The sequence below is a fragment of the Microbacterium sp. nov. GSS16 genome, assembly GCF_028198145.1.
Classification (GTDB): domain Bacteria; phylum Actinomycetota; class Actinomycetes; order Actinomycetales; family Microbacteriaceae; genus Microbacterium.
On sequence record NZ_CP116338.1, the window covers coordinates 2252990 to 2273069 of the forward strand.

17 protein-coding genes are annotated in these 20080 nt (G+C 69.5%); 16 read left to right on the forward strand and 1 reads right to left on the reverse strand.

Annotated elements, in window-relative coordinates:
- The first annotated feature begins 1 nt into the window (after nucleotide 1).
- The 4 genes from aroC to PGB26_RS10755 are packed head-to-tail and all read left to right on the forward strand — an operon-like array spanning nucleotide 2 to nucleotide 3252.
- Entirely contained in the window at nucleotides 2-1231 is a 1230-nt protein-coding gene (gene aroC, locus PGB26_RS10740; protein ID WP_271637599.1) for a chorismate synthase, read from the forward strand.
- On the forward strand, nucleotides 1218-1739 hold the full coding sequence (locus PGB26_RS10745) for a shikimate kinase (RefSeq protein WP_271639646.1): 522 nt from the start codon (nucleotides 1218-1220) through the stop codon (nucleotides 1737-1739). The genes aroC and PGB26_RS10745 overlap by 14 nt, the downstream gene beginning before the upstream one ends.
- Nucleotides 1736-2815, forward strand: a complete 1080-nt coding sequence (aroB, locus tag PGB26_RS10750; protein WP_271637600.1) for a 3-dehydroquinate synthase — start codon at nucleotides 1736-1738, stop codon at nucleotides 2813-2815. Before PGB26_RS10745 ends, aroB begins: the two co-directional genes overlap by 4 nt.
- Nucleotides 2812-3252 carry a type II 3-dehydroquinate dehydratase gene (locus PGB26_RS10755; protein WP_271637601.1) on the forward strand — a complete coding sequence of 147 codons (441 nt, stop codon included), beginning with the start codon at nucleotides 2812-2814 and terminating at the stop codon, nucleotides 3250-3252. The genes aroB and PGB26_RS10755 overlap by 4 nt, the downstream gene beginning before the upstream one ends.
- A 71-nt stretch (nucleotides 3253-3323) precedes the next feature.
- Here the strand turns inward: PGB26_RS10755 and PGB26_RS10760 are convergent, their stop codons facing one another.
- Entirely contained in the window at nucleotides 3324-4136 is an 813-nt protein-coding gene (locus PGB26_RS10760) for an isocitrate lyase/PEP mutase family protein (RefSeq protein ID WP_271637602.1), read from the reverse strand.
- A gap of 245 nt (nucleotides 4137-4381) precedes the next feature.
- On the opposite strand from PGB26_RS10760, the gene efp reads away from it, so the two are divergent.
- The 12 genes from efp (at nucleotide 4382) to gmk (ending at nucleotide 20075) form a co-directional block, all read left to right on the forward strand.
- Nucleotides 4382-4945 carry an elongation factor P gene (efp, locus tag PGB26_RS10765; RefSeq protein WP_071643676.1) on the forward strand — a complete coding sequence of 188 codons (564 nt, stop codon included), beginning with the start codon at nucleotides 4382-4384 and terminating at the stop codon, nucleotides 4943-4945.
- Between the two features lie 2 nt (nucleotides 4946-4947).
- On the forward strand, nucleotides 4948-5358 hold the full coding sequence (nusB, locus tag PGB26_RS10770) for a transcription antitermination factor NusB (RefSeq protein ID WP_099195950.1): 411 nt from the start codon (nucleotides 4948-4950) through the stop codon (nucleotides 5356-5358).
- Between the two features lie 50 nt (nucleotides 5359-5408).
- On the forward strand, nucleotides 5409-8723 hold the full coding sequence (locus PGB26_RS10775) for a DEAD/DEAH box helicase (protein ID WP_271637603.1): 3315 nt from the start codon (nucleotides 5409-5411) through the stop codon (nucleotides 8721-8723).
- Between the two features lie 97 nt (nucleotides 8724-8820).
- The gene (locus PGB26_RS10780) at nucleotides 8821-10413 is read left to right on the forward strand and encodes a Rieske 2Fe-2S domain-containing protein (protein WP_271637604.1); all 1593 of its coding nucleotides are present in this window, start codon (nucleotides 8821-8823) and stop codon (nucleotides 10411-10413) included.
- Nucleotides 10414-10508: 95 nt separating this feature from the next.
- On the forward strand, nucleotides 10509-11039 hold the full coding sequence (gene pyrR / locus PGB26_RS10785) for a bifunctional pyr operon transcriptional regulator/uracil phosphoribosyltransferase PyrR (RefSeq protein WP_271637605.1): 531 nt from the start codon (nucleotides 10509-10511) through the stop codon (nucleotides 11037-11039).
- Entirely contained in the window at nucleotides 11036-11995 is a 960-nt protein-coding gene (locus PGB26_RS10790; RefSeq protein WP_271637606.1) for an aspartate carbamoyltransferase catalytic subunit, read from the forward strand. The genes pyrR and PGB26_RS10790 overlap by 4 nt, the downstream gene beginning before the upstream one ends.
- Nucleotides 11996-12014: 19 nt before the next feature.
- A complete protein-coding gene (locus PGB26_RS10795; RefSeq protein ID WP_442923020.1) occupies nucleotides 12015-13331 on the forward strand; it encodes a dihydroorotase in 1317 nt (438 codons plus the stop codon).
- Entirely contained in the window at nucleotides 13328-13834 is a 507-nt protein-coding gene (locus PGB26_RS10800) for a PH-like domain-containing protein (RefSeq protein ID WP_271637608.1), read from the forward strand. Before PGB26_RS10795 ends, PGB26_RS10800 begins: the two co-directional genes overlap by 4 nt.
- Complete coding sequence (carA, locus tag PGB26_RS10805) at nucleotides 13831-15015, forward strand: glutamine-hydrolyzing carbamoyl-phosphate synthase small subunit (protein ID WP_271637609.1); 1185 nt, start codon at nucleotides 13831-13833, stop codon at nucleotides 15013-15015. Before PGB26_RS10800 ends, carA begins: the two co-directional genes overlap by 4 nt.
- A complete protein-coding gene (gene carB / locus PGB26_RS10810) occupies nucleotides 15015-18302 on the forward strand; it encodes a carbamoyl-phosphate synthase large subunit (protein ID WP_271637610.1) in 3288 nt (1095 codons plus the stop codon). Before carA ends, carB begins: the two co-directional genes overlap by 1 nt.
- Entirely contained in the window at nucleotides 18299-19162 is an 864-nt protein-coding gene (pyrF, locus tag PGB26_RS10815) for an orotidine-5'-phosphate decarboxylase (RefSeq protein ID WP_271637611.1), read from the forward strand. The genes carB and pyrF overlap by 4 nt, the downstream gene beginning before the upstream one ends.
- Entirely contained in the window at nucleotides 19155-20075 is a 921-nt protein-coding gene (gene gmk, locus PGB26_RS10820) for a guanylate kinase (protein ID WP_271637612.1), read from the forward strand. The genes pyrF and gmk overlap by 8 nt, the downstream gene beginning before the upstream one ends.
- Nucleotides 20076-20080: the final 5 nt, after the last annotated feature.

Genomic DNA, 20080 nt, shown 5'->3' on the forward strand with positions numbered 1-20080 from the left:
AATGCTCCGCGTGCTCACTGCCGGCGAATCGCACGGCCCCGAACTCATCGCCATCGTCGAGGGCCTGCCCTCCGGTGTGACGGTCACGGCCGAGGCGATCCAGGCCGACCTCCAGCGTCGCAAGCTCGGCTACGGCCGCGGATCGCGCATGAAGTTCGAGCAGGACGAGCTCACCATCTCCAGCGGCGTCCGCCACGGGCTCACCCTCGGCAGCCCGATCGCGCTGCGCATCGGCAACACCGAGTGGCCGAAGTGGACCGAGGTGATGAATCCCGCACCCACCGAGCTGACCGAGAAGTCCCGCGGACGGGGAGCGGCGCTCACCCGCCCGCGTCCCGGTCACGCCGACCTCGTCGGCATGCAGAAGTACGACTTCGACGAGGCACGGCCGATCCTCGAGCGGGCGAGCGCGCGGGAGACCGCCGCCCGAGTCGCCCTCGGCGCGGTCGCGCGCTCCTTCCTCTCCGAACTCGGCATCCGCCTGGTCAGCCACACGCTCTCGATCGGCCCGGTGCAGGCGCCCGCCGATGCCGCGCTGCCGACTCCGGACGACGTGACCGCGCTCGACGCCGATCCGCTGCGCTGCTTCGACGCCGAGACGTCGGCCCGGATGGTCGAGGAGGTCGACTCGGCTCGCAAGGACGGCGACACACTCGGCGGCATCGTCGAGGTGCTCGCCTACGGTCTTCCGCCGGGGATCGGCTCGCACGTGCACTGGGATCGACGGCTCGACGGCCGGCTCGCGCAGGCGCTGATGAGCATCCAGGCGATCAAGGGCGTCGAGGTCGGCGACGGGTTCGAGACGACGCGCCGTCGCGGTTCGGCTGCCCACGACGAGCTGTTCGCCGCAGCTGACGGCATCACCCGGGCATCCGACCGCGCCGGCGGCATCGAGGGCGGAATGAGCACCGGCACCGTGCTGCGCATCCGTGCCGGGATGAAGCCGATCGCCACGGTGCCGCGTGCGCTGCGCACCGTGGACGTCGCATCCGGCGAGACTGCGACCGCGCATCACCAGCGCTCCGACGTCTGCGCCGTGCCCGCAGCAGGGGTGGTCGCCGAGGCGATGGTCGCCATCGAGCTCGCGAACTCGCTGCTCGAGAAGTTCGGCGGCGACAGCATCGGCGAGACCCGACGCAACCTCGAGTCCTACCTCGCAGCGATCCCCGAGTCTCTTCGCACGGCACCCGCATCCGAGGCGGCGCTGCTCGCCCATGATGAGCTCGTCTGATCATCCGCTGACCCTCGTGCTGGTCGGCCCGATGGCTGCGGGCAAGACGAGTGTCGGCCGCAAGGTCGCGCGTCTGCTCGACGTGCCGTTCATCGACACCGACAAGCGCATCGCGGCCGCGCACGGGCCGATCCCCGAGATCTTCGCCGCGCACGGCGAGCCGCGCTTCCGCGAGCTCGAGAGAGGAGCCGTCGCGACAGCCGTCGCCGAGGGCGGCGTGGTCTCGCTGGGCGGGGGAGCGGTGACGGATGCCGACACCCGAGCCCTGCTGCACCGGCATCCCGTCGTCTTCCTCACCGTCACCGCGGAGGCCGTCGAACGACGCATCACCGGAAGCAGCCGCCCGCTGCTGGCAGGCGAGGAAAACCCCGTGGAGAGGTGGCGCACCATCTTCGATCAGCGGAGAAGCTGGTACGAGGAGGTCGCCGACCTCACCGTCGACACATCACGCAGACCCATGCGGGCACTGGCGGAGGAGATCGCCGCCTGGAGGAGGAAGCAGCCATGACCACGACCACGATCAGCGTCTCGGGAAGCACGCCGTACGACATCACCGTCGGGCGCGGCATCCTCGACGGTGTGCACGCGGCTCTCGATCCCGCCGTGCGCAAGGTGCTCGTCGTGCATCCGCCCACCCTCGGCAAGCGGGCGGCCGAGCTGCGGGAGCGGCTCATGTCGGACGGCGGTCTCGAGGTGCTGCTCGCCGAGATCCCGGATGCCGAGGCCGGCAAGCGCATCGAAGTCGCAGCGTTCTGCTGGCAGGTGATGGGCCAGGCCGACTTCACCCGCACCGACGCCGTGATCGGCTACGGCGGAGGTTCGGTGACGGATGTCGCCGGCTTCGTCGCCGCCACGTGGCTGCGCGGCGTGCAGGTCGTCCAGGTGCCGACGACCGTGCTCGGTCTCGTCGACGCCGCCGTCGGCGGCAAGACCGGGGTGAACACCGCCGAGGGCAAGAACATGGTGGGCGCGTTCTGGGCGCCGCGCGCGGTCGTCGGCGATCTGGACGAGCTGCAGACCCTGAGCGCCAACGAGGCGACGGCGGGGTACGCGGAGGTCGTGAAGGCGGGATTCATCTGGGCGCCCGAGATCCTCGACATCATCGAGGCCTCGCCCGAGCGGGCGGTCGACCCGACCACCGACGAGTTCCGTCGCACGGTCGAGCTCGCCATCGACATGAAGGCGAAGGTCGTCTCGGATGACTTCCGCGAGGCGGGCCTGCGGGAGATCCTCAACTACGGGCACACCCTGGGGCACGCGATCGAGCACGCCGAGCGCTACCAGTGGCGGCACGGAGCGGCGATCTCGATCGGCATGATGTACGCCGCCGAGCTGTCACGTCTGGCCGGCAGGCTCTCGGACGCCGGCGCCGATCGGCACCGTTCAGTGCTCGAGTCGCTCGGGCTGCCGACGACATACCGCGGGGGAGCCTGGCAGCAGCTGCTGGCCACGATGCAGCGCGACAAGAAGGCGCGCGGCGGGATGCTGCGGTTCATCCTGCTCGACGACATCGCCAAGCCCACCGTCGTGCAGGCGCCGGACGAGTCGCTCATGTTCGCCGCCTACCAGGAGGTGGCGGGATGACCGATGCCCGCCGGCTGATGCTGCTGAACGGTCCGAACCTCAATCTGCTCGGCACTCGCGAGCCCGACGTGTACGGCAGCGCCACGCTGGCGGATGTCGAGCAGCTGACCGCCGCGGCGGCAGCGGAAGCCGGGTACGAGCTGCGGGCGCTGCAGAGCAATCACGAGGGTGTGCTGATCGATGCGATCCACGCGGCCCGGGAGGACTGCGCGGCCATCATCATCAACCCGGGCGGGCTCACGCACACGTCGGTGTCGCTGCGCGACGCACTGACCGGCGTCGCCCTGCCCTTCGCCGAGGTGCATATCTCGGACGTGTACGCCCGGGAGAAGTTCCGGCACTTCTCCTACCTTCACGACGTGGCCGCCGTGCGCGTCGTCGGCGAGGGCGTCGACGGCTACGCGCGGGCCGTGCGCGAGCTGGCCGCCCTGCTCTGACCTCAGCCGGCCCAGAAGGGACGGGCTCGCGTGCTCAGCTCGGACACCGAGCCGACGCACCTCGGGACTGGCTAGAACAGCGAGTTCATCGCGGCGTAGTCCACGGCGGGAGCCAGAGAAGCGTGCGTGCCCGTGGTCAGCAGTTCAGCGGCGGCCCGATGCGCGACGGCGTAAGACGCCTGGGCCACGCCGGATCCGGCGCTCACGCGGGCGACGCCGAGCCGAGACAGGGCTGCGGCGGTGGGCGCGCCCGGTCCCACCATGACGTTGACGGGGCCGTCGACCTCCTGCACGAGCACCCTGATCGTGTCGACATCGACCACGCCCGGAACGAACACGCCGTCCGCTCCGGCGTCGAGATAGCGGCGCGCGCGCCGCAGCGTCTCTGCCAAGCGCTCCGCGGGAGCGGCGACGCCCCCGAGAAACACGTCGGTGCGGGCGTTGATGAACAGCGGCACACCCGAGCGGGCGGCGGCGCGCCGGGCGGCGCTGATCCGGTCGGCCATGTCGCCGGGGTGCAGGAGTCCATCCTCGATGTTGATGCCGACCGCACCGCTCTCCACGACATCCGCCACCGTACGCTCGACGCCGGCTGCGCTGTCCGCGTATCCGGCCTCGACGTCGACGGTGACCGGCACCGTGACGGCGGCCACGATACGAGCCGCCGCGGCGATCGCTTCCTCGCGAGCGAGGACGTTACCGTCTGCGCAGCCCAGTGACCATGCCACCCCCGCACTGGTCGTCGCGATCGCCGGAGCGCCGGCACTCTCGATGAGCCGCGCGCTGGCAGCGTCCCACGCGTTGGCGAGGAGAAGTGGCTGTCCTGGGTTGAAGTGCAGAGCACGGAAGGTGATCGCCTGGGCATGTCTGTGTCTGTTGTCCATCTGCTCAGTCCATCGCGGCCGGATGCCGAATGCTGGCGGGTTTCGGACGACGCAGTGCGGTGCCGCAGCCGATTCGACCGGAGGTCCGTGGGGGAGTGGTCCGGTCGCGAGAGGCGGAGACGTGAAGTGCGCCGCGGATCTGATCGCCCGATCCGAGGCATCCGATAGAATCGGTTTTCGGCCACCTTCTTGCGCGCAACCGCGCCCGGCCCTCGAAGCTTCTGAATGAACGGACCCGCATCACCATGGCATCCACCGCAGACATCAAGAACGGCGTCGTCATCAAGATCGACGGACAGCTCTGGAGCGTCGTGGAGTTCCAGCACGTCAAGCCCGGCAAGGGCGGCGCATTCGTCCGCACCAAGCTGAAGAACGTCGTCACGGGCAAGTCGGTCGACAAGACCTACAACGCCGGCACCAAGATCGAGATCGAGAACGTCGACCGTCGCGACTTCACCTACCTGTACACCGACGGCGACAGCTTCGTCTTCATGGACCAGGAGGACTACGACCAGATCAACGTCCCCGCGGCCACCGTCGGCGATGCCAAGAACTACATGCTCGAGAACCAGCAGGTGCAGATCGCCCTGAACAACGGCAACCCGCTGTACATCGAGCTCCCCGCGTCGGTCGTGCTCGAGGTCACCTACACCGAGCCGGGCCTGCAGGGCGACCGCTCGTCGGCCGGCACCAAGCCCGCCACCCTCGAGACCGGCTACGAGATCCAGGTCCCGCTCTTCCTCGAGACCGGCACCAAGGTCAAGGTCGACACCCGCACGGGTGACTACCTCGGTCGCGTCAACGACTGACCTTGAGCGCCCGCACCAAGGCGCGCAAGCGCGCCCTCGACATCCTCTTCTCAGCTGACGTGCGCGGCGAGGAGCTCTCGGTCGTGCTCGCCGCAGCCGCCAAGCGCGCGGCCAGCGAGCCCGCACGTGAGGCGTCGTGGCTGTACGCCCGTGACATCGTCGACGGCATCATCGACAACCGCGATGAGATCGACGAGCACATCACCACGCACAGCAACGACTGGAAGCTCGACCGGATGCCCGCCGTCGACCGCGCCCTGCTGCGCATCGGCACCTGGGAGATCGTCTACAACGACGAGGTGCCCACGGCCGTCGCGATCGACGAGGCAGTGGAGCTGGCCAAGGAGCTGTCGACCGAGGACTCCGGCGCCTTCGTGCACGGCGTGCTCGCGCGCATCGCACGTTCCATCTGAATCGCAGGCGGCGCTGACCGAGTGTCGGTGGTGACGGGGAGGATGCTGTCATGAGGTCTCCCCGTCCCTCCGCAGCGGCGCTGCGCGATCTGGCGGGAGACGGCGGCTACGAGCGCGGGCTCGACTACGCCCGCCGCGGTCGCGTCGTCGATGCGCGGTGGGATACCGCAGCGCAGACGCTCACTGCTGAGGTGCTCGGAAGCGAAGCCGCGCCCTATCGCTGCCGGGTGCGATTCGACGGGCAGCGGATCATGTCGACCAGCTGCACGTGCCCGGTCGCATCTGCCTGCAAGCACGCGATCGCAGCCGTCGTCATCGGCGCCGTCTCGGATGAGAGGTTCCGCGCAGAGCCGCCGTCACAAGCGATGACGATGCCCGCGCCGGCGCCTCCCCGAGAGCCGTGGGAGCAGTTCGGTGCCTTCGCGAGGCCGGCGCCGCCGCCCGCATGGCGTGCGCTGCTGGGCGCTGCACCCGCGCCGACCGCGCTTCCCCTCGCGCTGGGAATCGAGCTGCGCACGCGGCCCCGCCACTCGTTCGACCGGTGGGGACCGGCCGCCCTGCAGACGGCGACACCCCGAGATCTCGCGGGCGATCACGGTGAGATCCTGCTCTGCGTCCGCCCGCTCATGCGCAGCGCGTCGACGGGCCGGTGGATCCACGGCGATGCCTCGTGGGACTCCGTGCGGCGCTCGTCGGCGCGCTTCGATGCCGACCAGGCGCGCTGGTTCACCGACTTCCTCAACATCGCGCGCGACTCGCTGCTCTCCGGCACAGCGGGTGACTGGATCGCCCTCGACAGGGTCGAGACGCCGCTGCTCTGGCAGCACGTCGACGCTCTGGCGGGCCTCGGCATCCCGATCATCCCGACGCAGAAGCACACCGCCGTCCGCTTCGCCGAAGGCGCGGCGGTCGGTCTGCGCATCGATCCCGTCGATGGCGGGGGATTGGCCGTCGGCGTCGACGCGGTGCTCGACGGGCAGGCGGCGCCGACGGCGCACCTGCGCCCGATCGGCCGCATCGGCCTGTACCGGTGGGAACTCGAGGGTTCGGGTCTCGAGGTGACCATCGCGCCCATCGGGCTCGCGCCGGCGGTTCTGAACGCCATCAACGCTCCTGCTCCGATCGATGTGCCGGCGCACGACCGGGAACGGTTCCTCGCCGAGGCCTATCCCGCTCTCGCCAGGCAGACCGTCGTCACGGCGTCTGAGGGCCTCGCCCTGCCCTCCCTCGCCGTTCCCGAGCCGGTGCTGCGCGTGACCTTCCGCTCGGGCCACCGCATCGCATACCGCTTCGAGTGGGAGTACGCGGGTCAGGGCTCCGTCGCATTCACCGACGGCTCGGAGCCTTTCCGCGATCCGGATGCCGAGCAGCGGCGCTCCCGCGACATCGAGGCGATCTGGGCAGGTGCCGCTCGCGATGCGTTCCGTCATCGCGCTGAACTCGAACAGCTCGCTGCCGCGGAGTGGGCGGCGCACGTGCTGCCGGCTCTCGAGACGTCCGACGTCAAGGTCGTGGTCACCGGGCGCCGAACCCGATACCGAGAACTGACCGGCACGCCCGAGATCTCGGTGTCGACGGTCGAGTCGACCGACGCCGACTGGTTCGACCTCGGCGTGCTGGTGAAGATCGATGGACACTCGATTCCGTTCACGCCGCTGTTCACCGCGCTGAGCATGCGGCGCACGAAACTCATGCTCGTCGACGGCACGTACTTCTCGCTCGCGCATCCCGCACTCCAGCAGCTGCGCGAGCTCATCGACGAGGCCGGCGCGCTCACCGAATGGGAGACCGGCCCGCGGATCAGCCGCTATCAGACCGCGCTCTGGGAGGATTTCGAGGATCTCGCCGACGAATCCGAGCAGGCGGTCGGCTGGCGAGCTGTGGCCGAGGGCCTGCGTGGCATCGATCGGGTGCCGCACACCCCGCCGCCCGGCGGGCTTCGCGCTCACCTGCGTCCGTATCAGCAGCAGGGACTCGACTGGCTGGCGTTCCTCTGGCAGCACCGGCTCGGAGGCATCCTCGCCGACGACATGGGTCTCGGGAAGACCCTCCAGCTGCTGTCGCTCATCGCGCACGCCGTCGAGGCGGGCGAGAAGCGCCCCTTTCTCGTCATCGCGCCGACCTCGGTGCTCGGCACCTGGCGCAGCGAGGCGAGCCGGTTCACGCCCGACCTGCGGGTGAGCGTCGTCGAAGGCACCGGATCGCGGCGGGCCGACGAGATCGGCGCGATGGCCGCCGGCGCCGACATCGTCGTCACCTCGTACACGCTGCTTCGGCTCGACGCCGAGGAGTATCAGGGCATCGACTGGGCGGGCGTGATCATCGACGAGGCGCAGTTCGCGAAGAACCCCGCCACGAAGGTGCACCAGGCGATCGCGCAGCTGCGATCGGTCGTCACGATCGCCGTCACCGGCACGCCGCTCGAGAACAGCCTGACCGACCTGTGGGCGCTGTTCGCGCTGACCGCACCGGGACTGTTCCCGTCGAAGCGGCGATTCCGCGACGAGTACGTGCAGCCGATCGAGCGGGGCAAGGTGCCCGAGAACGAGGAGGGCGCCCCGTACCGGCAGCGGCGACTCGAGCGGCTGCGCCACCGCATCCGACCTCTCATGCTGCGACGCACCAAAGAGCTGGTCGCGGGCGATCTGCCCGAGAAGCAGGTGCAGGAGCTGTTCGTCGATCTGAGCCCTGCGCACCGGGCCCTCTACGACACCGTCCTGCAGAGGGAGCGGCAGAAGGTTCTCGGCCTGCTGGCCGATCTCGATCGCAACAGATTCATCGTGTTCCGCTCTCTCACGATGCTGCGGATGCTCGCGCTGTCGCCACGGCTGATCGACACGGATGCCGAGGATGCGTCGTCGGCGAAGCTGGACGTCCTGCTCGAGCACGTGCAGGAGCTGCGGGCCGGGGGGCACCGCGCCCTCGTCTTCAGCCAATTCACCTCATACCTCGAGCTGGCGGCCGAGCGGCTGCAGTCCGCGGGTATCGTCTACGAATACCTCGACGGGTCCACTCGACGACGCGACGACGTCATCGCGAAGTTCCGCTCCGGTGACGCCCCGGTGTTCCTGATCAGCCTGAAAGCCGGCGGGTTCGGGCTCACCCTCACCGAGGCGGACTACGTGCTGCTGCTCGACCCGTGGTGGAACCCCGCGGCCGAGGCGCAGGCGATAGACCGGACGCACCGGATCGGACAGACGCAGCCGGTGATCGTGTACCGCCTGATCGCCGCGGGAACGATCGAGGAGAAGGTCCTGGCACTGCAGCAGCGCAAGGCACGACTGTTCACCGCGGTCATGGACGACGAGGCGCTGTTCTCGCAGGCGCTCACCGCCGACGACATCCGCGGGCTGCTGGAGGCGTGAACGCCGCGTCACAGTCATCCGGATAACCACGGCCGGTCACCGGGCCCGCTCAGCGAGCGCTCGGTAGAATCGACGTCGTCCAACCCTGAGGAGAGACATGCGGATCACGGGACTCGGCCACGCCGGGATGTTCATCGAGACGGTCGGCGGAAACATCATCTGCGACCCCGTGCTCGGTCCATCGTTCTACGGCTCCTGGTTCCCGTTCCCCGACAACCGCGGCCTGGACTGGGAGCGACTGGGACGCGAGGCGGACTTCCTCTACATCTCGCACCGTCACCGCGACCACTTCGACCCGAACCTGCTCGAGAAGTACATCTCGAAGGACATCGAGGTGCTGCTGCCCGAGTACGTCACCGACGACCTCGAGGTCGACATCCGCAGGCTCGGGTACGACAACATCACCTACGCACCGGCAGGCCAGGTGATCGAGCGCGGCGACCTGAAGATCATGATCACGCCGCTGCGCGCGCCGAGTGACGGCCCGATCGGCGACTCCTCGCTGAGCGTCGATGACGGCACGGCATCCATCCTCAACCAGAACGACTCGCATCCGCTGGATCTGGAAGCGCTGCTGTCGTTCGGCAAGCCCGAGGCGTACTTCACCCAGGTGTCCGGCGCGATCTGGTGGCCGATGGTCTACGATCTGCCGCAGGACGCCAAGCAGAAGTTCGCCGCGCTCAAGCGCGAGGCGCAGAACAAGCGGGCGATGTACTACATCGAGAAGGTCGACGCACCGCACGTGTTCCCGATGGCCGGGCCCCCGATGTTCCTGCGCGACGAGCTGTTCCGGTTCAACGGGAAGGGTCAGGACGACGACTCGATCTTCACGGATCAGAAGGAGTTCCTCGCGCACATGAAGGAGCTGGCCCCGAAGTACGACGGCCACCTCTTCATCCCCGGCACGGTGGTCGAGATGAACCACGGCGACATGACCGTGTCGCAGAGCCTGTACTCCGACGACGAGATCACCCACATCTTCGACGAGAAGTGGGACTACCTCGAAGAGCAGCGCGCATCGCGCCAGCAGGAGATCATCGATGAGGAGGCCACCCGCGCGGAGGTCATCCCCCCGGCGGAGATGCTCGCGGCGATCAAGGAGTGGTGGGAGCCGCTGCTGAAGAAGTCGCGCACCATCCGCCTCGGCGTGGGCGGCAACGTGCGCTTCCGCATCGGCGAGCTGGACATGGTCGTCGACTTCCCCAAGGCGAAGGTGCGCGAGTACGCGGGGGAGGAGTGCATCTACTGGTACACGATCCCCGCCGATCTCGTCTCGACGAACATCCGCGACCACGAGATCGACTGGTCGAACTCCATCTTCCTGTCGATGCAGTTCTCGGTCGGCCGCAGCGGCAAGTTCAACGAGTTCCTCACCACGTTCCTGAAGTGCCTCTCGGTCGATCGCATCGAGTACGTCGAGAACTGGTACCAGGAGCAGACCGATCAGACCGAGGACGCCGAGATCGACGACTGGGTCGTGCAGCGCCGCTGCCCGCACCTGCGCGCCGACCTGACCCGTACGGGCAAGATCGAGAACGGCGTCCTGACCTGCTCGATGCACGACTGGAAGTGGGACCTCGAGACGGGCAAGTGCCTGACGACGACCGGGCACCCGATCCGCGCGTCGCGGGTCATCAAGACCGGCTCACGTTCCGAAGAGGAGCGCGAGCCCGCCGCCGCACGGGGCTGACGTCACACGTCATCGCGTCCCACCGGTCTGTCATAGACTGGAGGCATCACCGAACCTTTAACACCGTCCTGTGAGGCGGAGAAGGGAAGTGGCCGTTGTCTGCACGCACAGTGCTGCATGAAGCCGATATCGCGCGCGCTCTGACGCGCATCGCCCACGAGATCCTCGAGTCGAACCGAGGCGCCGACGGGCTCGTGCTCCTCGGCATCCCGACCAGGGGAGTGACGCTCGCCGAACGGCTCGGCACGATCATCTCCGGCATCGCCGGCACCGACATCGCGGTGGGCTCGCTCGACATCACCCTGTTCCGCGACGACCTGTCGAAGCACCCGACCCGTGCGCCCAAGCGCACCGAGATCCCCGCCGGCGGCATCGACGGCAGGACCGTCGTGCTCGTCGACGACGTGCTGTTCTCGGGGCGCAGCATCCGCGCAGCGCTGGATGCCCTCCAGTCGATCGGTCGCCCCGCTGCAGTGCGTCTGGCGATCCTGGTGGATCGCGGCCACCGCGAGCTGCCCATCCGTCCCGACTTCGTCGGCAAGAACATCCCGTCCTCCCGCGCGGAACGAGTGAATCTGCGCCTTCGCGAGCTCGACGGAGCCGATGAGGTGACGATCGAATCATGAGGCACCTGCTCGACATCCGCACCCTCGATCGCGAGCAGGCCCTGCGCATCCTCGACGTCGCCGAGGACATGGCCGACACGCAGTCGCGCGAGGTCAAGAAGCTTCCCACGCTCCTCGGCAAGACCGTCGTCAACCTCTTCTTCGAGGACTCCACCCGCACCCGCATCTCATTCGAAGCGGCGGCGAAGCGACTCTCCGCCGACGTGATCAACTTCGCGGCGAAGGGCTCCAGCGTGTCGAAGGGCGAGAGCCTGAAGGACACCGCCCAGACCCTGCAGGCGATGGGGGCGGATGCCGTGGTCGTGCGCCACTCGGCGTCCGGAGCACCCCGCACGCTGGCGACGAGCGGCTGGATCTCCGCCGGCGTGGTCAATGCGGGCGACGGCACGCACGAGCACCCGACCCAGGCTCTGCTCGACGCATTCACGATCCGCAAGCGCCGCCACGGCAGCGAGAGCCGTGGCCGCGACCTGTCTGGCCTGCGCGTCGTCATCGTCGGCGACGTGCTGCACTCCCGGGTGGCTCGCTCCAACGTGTGGCTGCTGTCGCTGCTCGGCGCCGACGTCACACTGGTCACCCCGCCGACGCTCGTACCGCAGAACGTGTCGCAGTGGCCCGTGCGAGTGATCTACGACCTCGACGCCGCACTGGCCGAGGGGCCGGACGCCGTCATGATGCTGCGCATCCAGGCGGAGCGGATGCACGCCGCGTATTTCCCCACTGAGCGGGAGTATTCCCGGCTATGGGGGCTCGACGCCGTGCGCGCGGCGAGCCTGCCGGACGATAGCATTGTGATGCACCCGGGGCCCATGAACCGCGGGCTGGAGATCTCATCCGAAGCCGCGGATTCGCCCCGCTCCACCGTGCTGGAGCAGGTCACGAACGGAGTCTCCGTGCGCATGGCCGTGCTCTATCTGCTGCTGGCAGGCGAGCGCAACGACGAAGAGGGGAAGTGAAGTGAGCGAGACCCTCGTCATCGAAGGCGTCCGGCTGCTCGGGCGCGACAGCGCAGACATCGTGATCGAGAACGGTGCCATCGCCGAGATCGGCTCGGGGCTCACCCGAGCGGGCGCGCGCGTCATCGACGCCGCGGGCCTGGTCGCGCTGCCCGGCCTCGTCGACCTGCACACGCACCTGCGTGAACCAGGGTTCGAAGCCTCCGAGACCGTGCTGACCGGCACGCAGGCAGCGGCGGCCGGCGGGTTCACGGCGGTCTTCGCGATGCCGAACACCCAGCCCGTCGCAGACACCGCGGGTGTCGTCGAGCAGGAGCTCGCCCTCGGCGAGGCCGCTGGCTACGCGACGGTGCAGCCGATCGGCGCCGTGACCGTCGGACAGAAGGGTGAGCGTCTCGCCGAACTGGGCGCCATGGCGGGATCCCGCGCCCGCGTGCGCGTCTTCAGCGATGACGGCTTCTGCGTGTGGGATCCGCTGATCATGCGGCGCGCGCTGGAGTACGTGAAGTCGTTCGACGGCGTCATCGCGCAGCACGCGCAGGACCCGCGTCTGACCGAGGGCGCGCAGATGAACGAGGGCGTCGTGTCGGCCGAGCTGGGCCTCGCGGGCTGGCCCGCCGTCGCCGAGGAGTCGATCATCGCCCGCGATGTGCTCCTCGCCGAGCACGTCGGCTCGCGTCTGCACGTGTGCCACCTCTCGACCGCCGGCTCCGTCGACATCATCCGGTGGGCGAAGAAGCGCGGCATCCGCGTGACGGCCGAGGTCACTCCCCACCACCTGCTGCTGACCGACGACCTCGTGCGCGACTACGACGCCCGCTACAAGGTGAACCCGCCCCTGCGCACCGCCGAGGACGTGATGGCCGTGCGCGAAGGCCTCGCCGACGGCACGATCGACATCGTCGCGACCGACCACGCCCCGCACCCGGCGGAGAACAAGGCGTGCGAATGGCAGGCCGCCGCGAACGGCATGGTCGGGCTCGAGAGCGCGCTGCGCGTCGTGCATCAGGCGATGGTCGAGACCGGCCAGCTCGACTGGGCGGACGTCGCTCGCGTGATGAGCGCCGCTCCCGCCCGCATCGGGCGCCTCGACGGCTTCGGCGCCCTCGAAGTCGGGCGGCCCGCGCACGTCACGCTGTACGACCCGAGCGTGCCCGGGGTGTTCACCGAGGCCGACCTGCACGGACGCAGCCACAACTCCCCGTACCTGGGACGCGAGCTGCCCGGCCGCGTGCGCTGGACCATCCACGGCGGCGTCGTGACCGTCGACGGCGGAGCCCTCGTCGCGGATCTCGACGCGCGCGATGTGCTGAGCGAGCGGAGCGAGCCGAAGTGACTCGCGAGCTCGCGGGGCTGATCATCGCCCTCGTCGCCGCGCTGATCCTGCTCTCGATGTTCATCGCCTGGCGCAGGCGCCTGCGCCGCGACGCCGGCCTGACCGCTCCGCTCGGCGTGCCCGAGCACGCCGACGTGACCGCCCGGTACGAGGTGCTCTATGTCGCGACGACCGCGCACGACCAGCCGCTCGAGCGGCTCGCGGTCAGTCCGCTGACCTACCGCGCTCGGGGAGAGCTCGTGCTCACCGACCGAGGTGTCGCGCTGAGCCTCGACGGCGCACCGACGGTGTTCCTGCCGTCCGCGCGACTGGTCGCGGCAGACCGCGCCACCGTCGCCATCGACCGCGTCGTGGAGCGCGACGGTCTCATCCGCCTCGTGTGGCGGGTGGCCGACGACGTCCACGTCGATTCCTTCATCCGGCCCACCTCAGGCGGGCCCTCAGAGATCGTGCCGCAGCTCGAGCGCCTCTGCGCCGGTGCGGAGAACGGAGAGAACTCGTGACATCCCCCGACCAGACCGCCCACGGCCCTTCGACGGGCTCAAGGGCCCAGAACGCCGCTGTGCTCGTTCTCGAGGACGGCACCCGCTTCGAAGGCCGCGCATACGGCGCGCGAGGCACCACGCTCGGCGAGGTCGTCTTCGCCACCGGCATGTCCGGCTACCAGGAGACGCTGACCGATCCCTCGTACGCCGGTCAGATCGTGCTGCAGACCGCGCCGCACATCGGCAACACCGGCATGAACCGCGAGGATCAGGAGTCCTCGCGCATCTGGGTCGCGGGATACATCGTGCGAGACCCCGCCCGCCGGGTGTCGAACTGGCGCTCCGAGGAGTCGCTCGACGACGCGCTCGTGCGCGAGGGGATCGTGGGGATCAGCGGCATCGACACGCGCGCCCTCACCCGTCGCATCCGCGACACGGGGTCGATGCGCGGCGGAATCTTCTCGGGCGACGCCGCCGGGCTGGACGCCGACGAGCAGCTGCGTCAGGTGACCGCCGCTCCCGAGATGGCGGGTCAGAACCTGTCGGCGACGGTGTCGGTCACCGAGCCCCTCGTCGTCGCCGCGACCACCGAGCGCATCGGGAACGTCGCCGTGATCGACCTGGGCATCAAGCAGTCCACCGTCGACAACCTCGCAGCGCTCGGCTTCGACGTGCACGTGCTGCCGCAGTCGGCCGGCTTCGACGACATCGCCGCGACATCTCCCGACGCGGTGTTCTACTCGAACGGCCCCGGCGATCCCTCGGCATCCGACGAGCAGGTGGCCGTGCTGCGCCAGGTGCTCGACGCGCGCATCCCGTACTTCGGCATCTGCTTCGGCAACCAGCTGTTCGGACGCGCGCTCGGGCTCGACACCTACAAGCTCACCTTCGGCCATCGCGGCATCAACCAGCCCGTCATCGACAAGGCCACCGGCCGGGTCGAGATCACGGCCCACAACCACGGCTTCGCCGTGGAGGCCCCGCTCCAGGGCGCATTCGACAGCCCGCACGGCTACGGGAAGGTCGAGGTGAGCCACGTCGGCCTGAACGACCAGGTCGTCGAGGGCCTCCGCGCCCTCGACATCCCGGCCTTCTCCGTGCAGTACCACCCCGAGGCGGCGGCGGGGCCGCACGACGCCCACTATCTCTTCACCCGATTCCGCGAGCTCGTCCTCGCCAGCAAGAAGGGCGCCAACTGATGCCGAAGCGCGAAGACATCAACTCCGTCCTGGTCATCGGCTCCGGCCCGATCGTCATCGGTCAGGCCTGCGAGTTCGACTACTCGGGAACCCAGGCCTGCCGGGTGCTGCGCGAGGAGGGCGTGCGCGTCATCCTGGTCAACTCCAACCCGGCGACGATCATGACCGATCCCGACTTCGCCGATGCGACCTACATCGAGCCGATCACGCCCGAGGTCATCGAGACCATCATCGCCAAGGAGAAGCCGGATGCCATCCTGCCGACCCTCGGCGGTCAGACCGCGCTGAACGCCGCCATGGCGCTGCACGAGCGCGGCATCCTCGACAAGTACGGCGTCGAGCTCATCGGGGCCAAGGTCGACGCGATCCGTCGCGGCGAGGACCGCCAGGTGTTCAAAGAGCTCGTGATCGAGGCGGGCGCCGACGTCGCGAAGTCGGTCATCTGCCACACCATGGACGAGCTCATCGCCGGCGCAGCAGAGCTCGGCTACCCGCTCGTCGTGCGGCCCTCGTTCACGATGGGCGGCCTGGGCTCGGGCTTCGCCTACGACGAGACCGACCTCCGCCGCATCGGCGGCGCCGGCCTGCACGACTCGCCGACCAACGAGGTGCTGCTCGAGGAGTCGATCCTCGGGTGGAAGGAGTACGAGCTCGAGCTCATGCGCGACACCGCCGACAACACGGTCGTCGTCTGCTCGATCGAGAACGTCGACCCCGTCGGCGTGCACACCGGCGACTCGATCACCGTCGCGCCGGCGCTCACGCTCACCGACCGCGAATATCAGAAGATGCGCGACATCTCGATCGACATCATCCGCTCGGTCGGCGTCGACACGGGCGGCTGCAACATCCAGTTCGCCGTCGACCCGACCAACGGGCGCATCATCGTCATCGAGATGAACCCGCGTGTCTCGCGCTCGTCTGCCCTCGCCTCCAAGGCGACCGGATTCCCGATCGCGAAGCTCGCCGCCAAGCTCGCCCTCGGCTACCGCCTCGACGAGATCCCGAACGACATCACCGGCGTCACCCCGGCGAGCTTCGAGCCGACCCTCGACTACGTCGTGGTCAAGGTGCCCCGCTTCGCGTTCGAGAAGTTCCCGGCGGCCGACGCCACCCTCACCACCACCATGAAGTCGGTGGGCGAGGCGATGGCCATCGGGCGCAACTACACGACCGCGCTGCAGAAGGCGCTGCGCTCCCTCGAGAAGCGCGGCTCCAGCTTCCACTGGGGTGACGAGAGCCGTTCGGTCGAGGAGCTGCTCGAGATCGCGAAGACCCCGACCGACGGCCGCATCGTCGTGCTGCAGCAGGCGCTGCGCAAGGGCGCGACCATCGAGCAGGCCTTCGATGCGACGGCGATGGACCCGTGGTTCCTCGACCAGATCGTGCTGATCAACGAGGTCGCAGACAGCGTCGCCAGCGCCGACGAGCTCGATCGCGCCACCCTGCGTCTCGCCAAGGAGCACGGCTTCAGCGACGCGCAGATCGCGCAGCTGCGCGGCCTCGACGAAGCCGAGGTGCGCTCGATCCGTCACGGCCTCGACGTGCGTCCGGTGTTCAAGACCGTCGACACCTGCGCGGGGGAGTTCCCGGCCCTGACGCCGTACCACTACTCGAGCTACGACTTCGAGACCGAGGTCGCGCCGAGCGAGCGCACCAAGATCGTCATCATCGGCTCGGGCCCCAACCGCATCGGCCAGGGCGTCGAGTTCGACTACTCGTGCGTGCACGCGTCGTTCGCGCTCTCGGATGCCGGGTACGAGACCGTCATGGTCAACTGCAACCCCGAGACCGTGTCGACCGACTACGACACCTCCGACCGGCTGTACTTCGAGCCGCTGACCCTCGAGGACGTCCTCGAGGTGCTCGATGCCGAGGCCCGCAGCGGCACCATCCTCGGCGTCGTCTGCCAGCTCGGCGGACAGACGCCGCTGGGTCTGGCGAAGGGCATCGAGGCGGCGGGCTACACGGTGCTCGGCACCAGCCCCGCAGCGATCGACCTGGCCGAGGAGCGCGAGCTGTTCGCGCGCCTGCTCGACGACGCCGGTCTGGTCGCCCCGCGAAACGGCACGGCGATCGACGTCGACGGCGCGGTGCGCATCGCCGAGGACATCGGATACCCCGTGCTCGTGCGGCCGAGCTTCGTGCTCGGCGGCCGCGGCATGGAGATCGTCTACGACACCCCGTCGCTGCGCGACTACTTCGTGCGCACCGCGGGCGAGGTGGTCATCGAGGAGGGCAAGCCCCTGCTCGTGGACCGCTTCCTCGACGATGCGATCGAGCTCGACGTCGACGCCCTGTACGACGGCACCGATCTGTACATCGGCGGGGTCATGGAGCACCTCGAAGAGGCCGGCATCCACTCCGGCGACTCGAGCTGCACGCTGCCGCCCGTCTCGCTCGGCCGCACCGACATCGACCGCGTGCGCACGGCGACGCTCGCCATCGCGGAGGGCGTGGGCGTCCGGGGTCTGCTGAACGTGCAGTTCGCGATCAGCGCCGGTGTGCTCTACGTGATCGAGGCGAACCCCCGCGCGAGCCGCACCGTCCCGTTCGTGTCGAAGGCGCTGGGCATCCCGATGGCGAAGGCCGCGAGCCGCCTCATGGCGGGTGCGACGATCGCCGAGCTGATCGACGAGGGCATGCTGCCCGCGCAGGACGGATCCCGCGTGCCGCTGGGCGCTCCGGTCGCCGTGAAGGAGGCGGTGCTGCCGTTCAAGCGCTTCCGCACCCACGACGGCAAGGTCGTCGACTCGGTGCTCGGGCCCGAGATGCGCTCGACCGGCGAGGTCATGGGCATCGACCGCGACTTCCCGACCGCGTTCGCGAAGAGCCAGTCCGCCGCGTACGGCGGGATGCCGACGGCGGGCACCGTGTTCATCTCGGTCGCGGACGCCGACAAGCGCGAGGTCATCCTGCCGGCCCACCGCCTGCAGCAGCTCGGCTTCACCCTCGTCGCGACGGAGGGCACGGCCGAGATCCTCAGCCGGAACGGCATCGACGCGCAGGTCGTGGCGAAGTACAGCGAGACGCAGGAGAACGGCGAGCGGAACATCGTCGACCTGATCAACGACGGGGAGATCGACATCGTCGTGAACACCCCGTCCGGCGGCGCGGCCCGCGCCGACGGGTACGAGATCCGTGCCGCGGCGGTCGCCGCCGACAAGGCGCTGTTCACCACCATGGCCGTGCTCGGCGCCGCCGTGACCGGCATGGACGCCACCCAGTCCGGCTTCCACGTGCGCAGCCTTCAGGAATACGCCTCCGACCGTGAGGCCGCTCGATGACCCAGCCGTTCGGAGCGCGTCTGCGCACGGCGATCGACCGTCTCGGTCCGCTGTGCGTCGGCATCGACCCGCACGCGGCCCTGCTCGACCAGTGGGGTCTGGCGCAGGACGCCGAGGGCCTGCGCTCGTTCGGTCTGGCCGTGGTCGAGGCCGCGGCCGGCCGAGCGGCGGTCGTGAAGCCGCAGGTCGCGTTCTTCGAGCGCTTCGGCTCGAAGGGCTTCGCCGCACTGGAGGACGTCATGGCCGCCGCGCGGGATGCCGGGCTGATCGTGCTCGCCGACGCCAAGCGCGGCGACATCGGGTCGACCATGGCCGGTTACGCCGCGGCGTGGCTCGAGGCCGGATCGCCCCTCGAAGCGGATGCGGTGACGATCAGCCCGTACCTCGGGCCGGAGTCGCTGCGCGACACCCTCACCGGAGCGGTGCGTGCAGGCAAGGGCGTGTTCGTGCTCGCTGCAACGAGCAACCCCGAGGCCGCCGCGCTGCAGACCGCGCACACGGTCGACGTGGCAGGCGGCGAGGAGCAGACGGTCGCGGCCCGAGTCGTCCGGGATGTCACCTGGGTCAACAGCTCGCCGGCCTTCGATGGCGCGCTCGGACCGATCGGCGTCGTGATCGGCGCCACGGTCGATCGCGCCGTGGTCGGCATCGACGACGAGATCCTGACCGGCACGCCCGTGCTCGCGCCGGGCTTCGGAGCACAGGGCGCCACTGCGGCCGACCTCACCGTCCGGTTCGGGGCGGTCGCGTCGAACGTGCTCGCCAGCGAGAGCCGCAGCATCCTCGCCGCGGGTCCTGGCGGCATGGCCGAGGCGATCAGCGCCCGCAACGCGCGATACCAGGAGGTACTCCGTGGCTGAACGACCCGCCGTCCCCGACGTCGACCGCGTCGCCGCCTCCCGCCGGGCGCTCGAGCGACGTCGAGCGCGCGCCGCGCTCAAGCGCGACCTGAGCACGCGGGTCGTCGCACCCCAGGCCGTGCTGCGCCAGGCGACGGAGGATGCCGATTCCGACGCCGCCACGATGCGTGTCACCGACTTCCTGATGGCTCTGCCCGCCATCGGCGCCGGCAAGCGCGACCGTGTCCTCGAGGATCTGCACATCGCTCCGGTGAAGCGACTCGGCGGACTCGGCGTGCGCCAGCGCACCGCACTGCGGGAGTGGCTCGACGAGCGCTTCCCCCCGCACCGCCCGCGCCCGGCCCGCAGCCGGCTGCTCGTGCTCGCCGGCCCCACGGCCGTGGGCAAGGGCACGGTCGCTGCCCGCATCCGGGAGACCCATCCCGAGATCCACCTCTCGGTGTCGGCGACGACGCGCGCCCCCCGCCCCGGCGAGGTCGACGGAGTGCACTACTACTTCGTCGACGACACCGAGTTCGATCGCCTCATCGCCGACCGGCAGCTTCTCGAATACGCCGTAGTGCACAACAAGCACCGCTACGGCACACCGCGCGGTCCGGTGGACACCGCACTGGCCGAAGGCAGGACAGTGCTGCTCGAGATCGATCTGCAGGGAGCCAGGCAGGTGCGGGCCGCCGAGCCGTCGGCATCCCTCGTCTTCCTGCTGCCGCCCAGCTGGGACGAACTCGTCCAGCGTCTCGTCGGCCGCGGCACCGAGGACGCCGAGGAGCGCGCCCGCCGACTGCGCACTGCGCGGGTGGAGCTGGCCGCGCAGAACGAGTTCGATTACCTCGTCGTGAACGCCGACGTCGCCACCGCGGCCGAAGAGGTCGTAGAATTGTCCACAGACTCTGCGCGTCGCCCGGCTCCCTGAGCCCT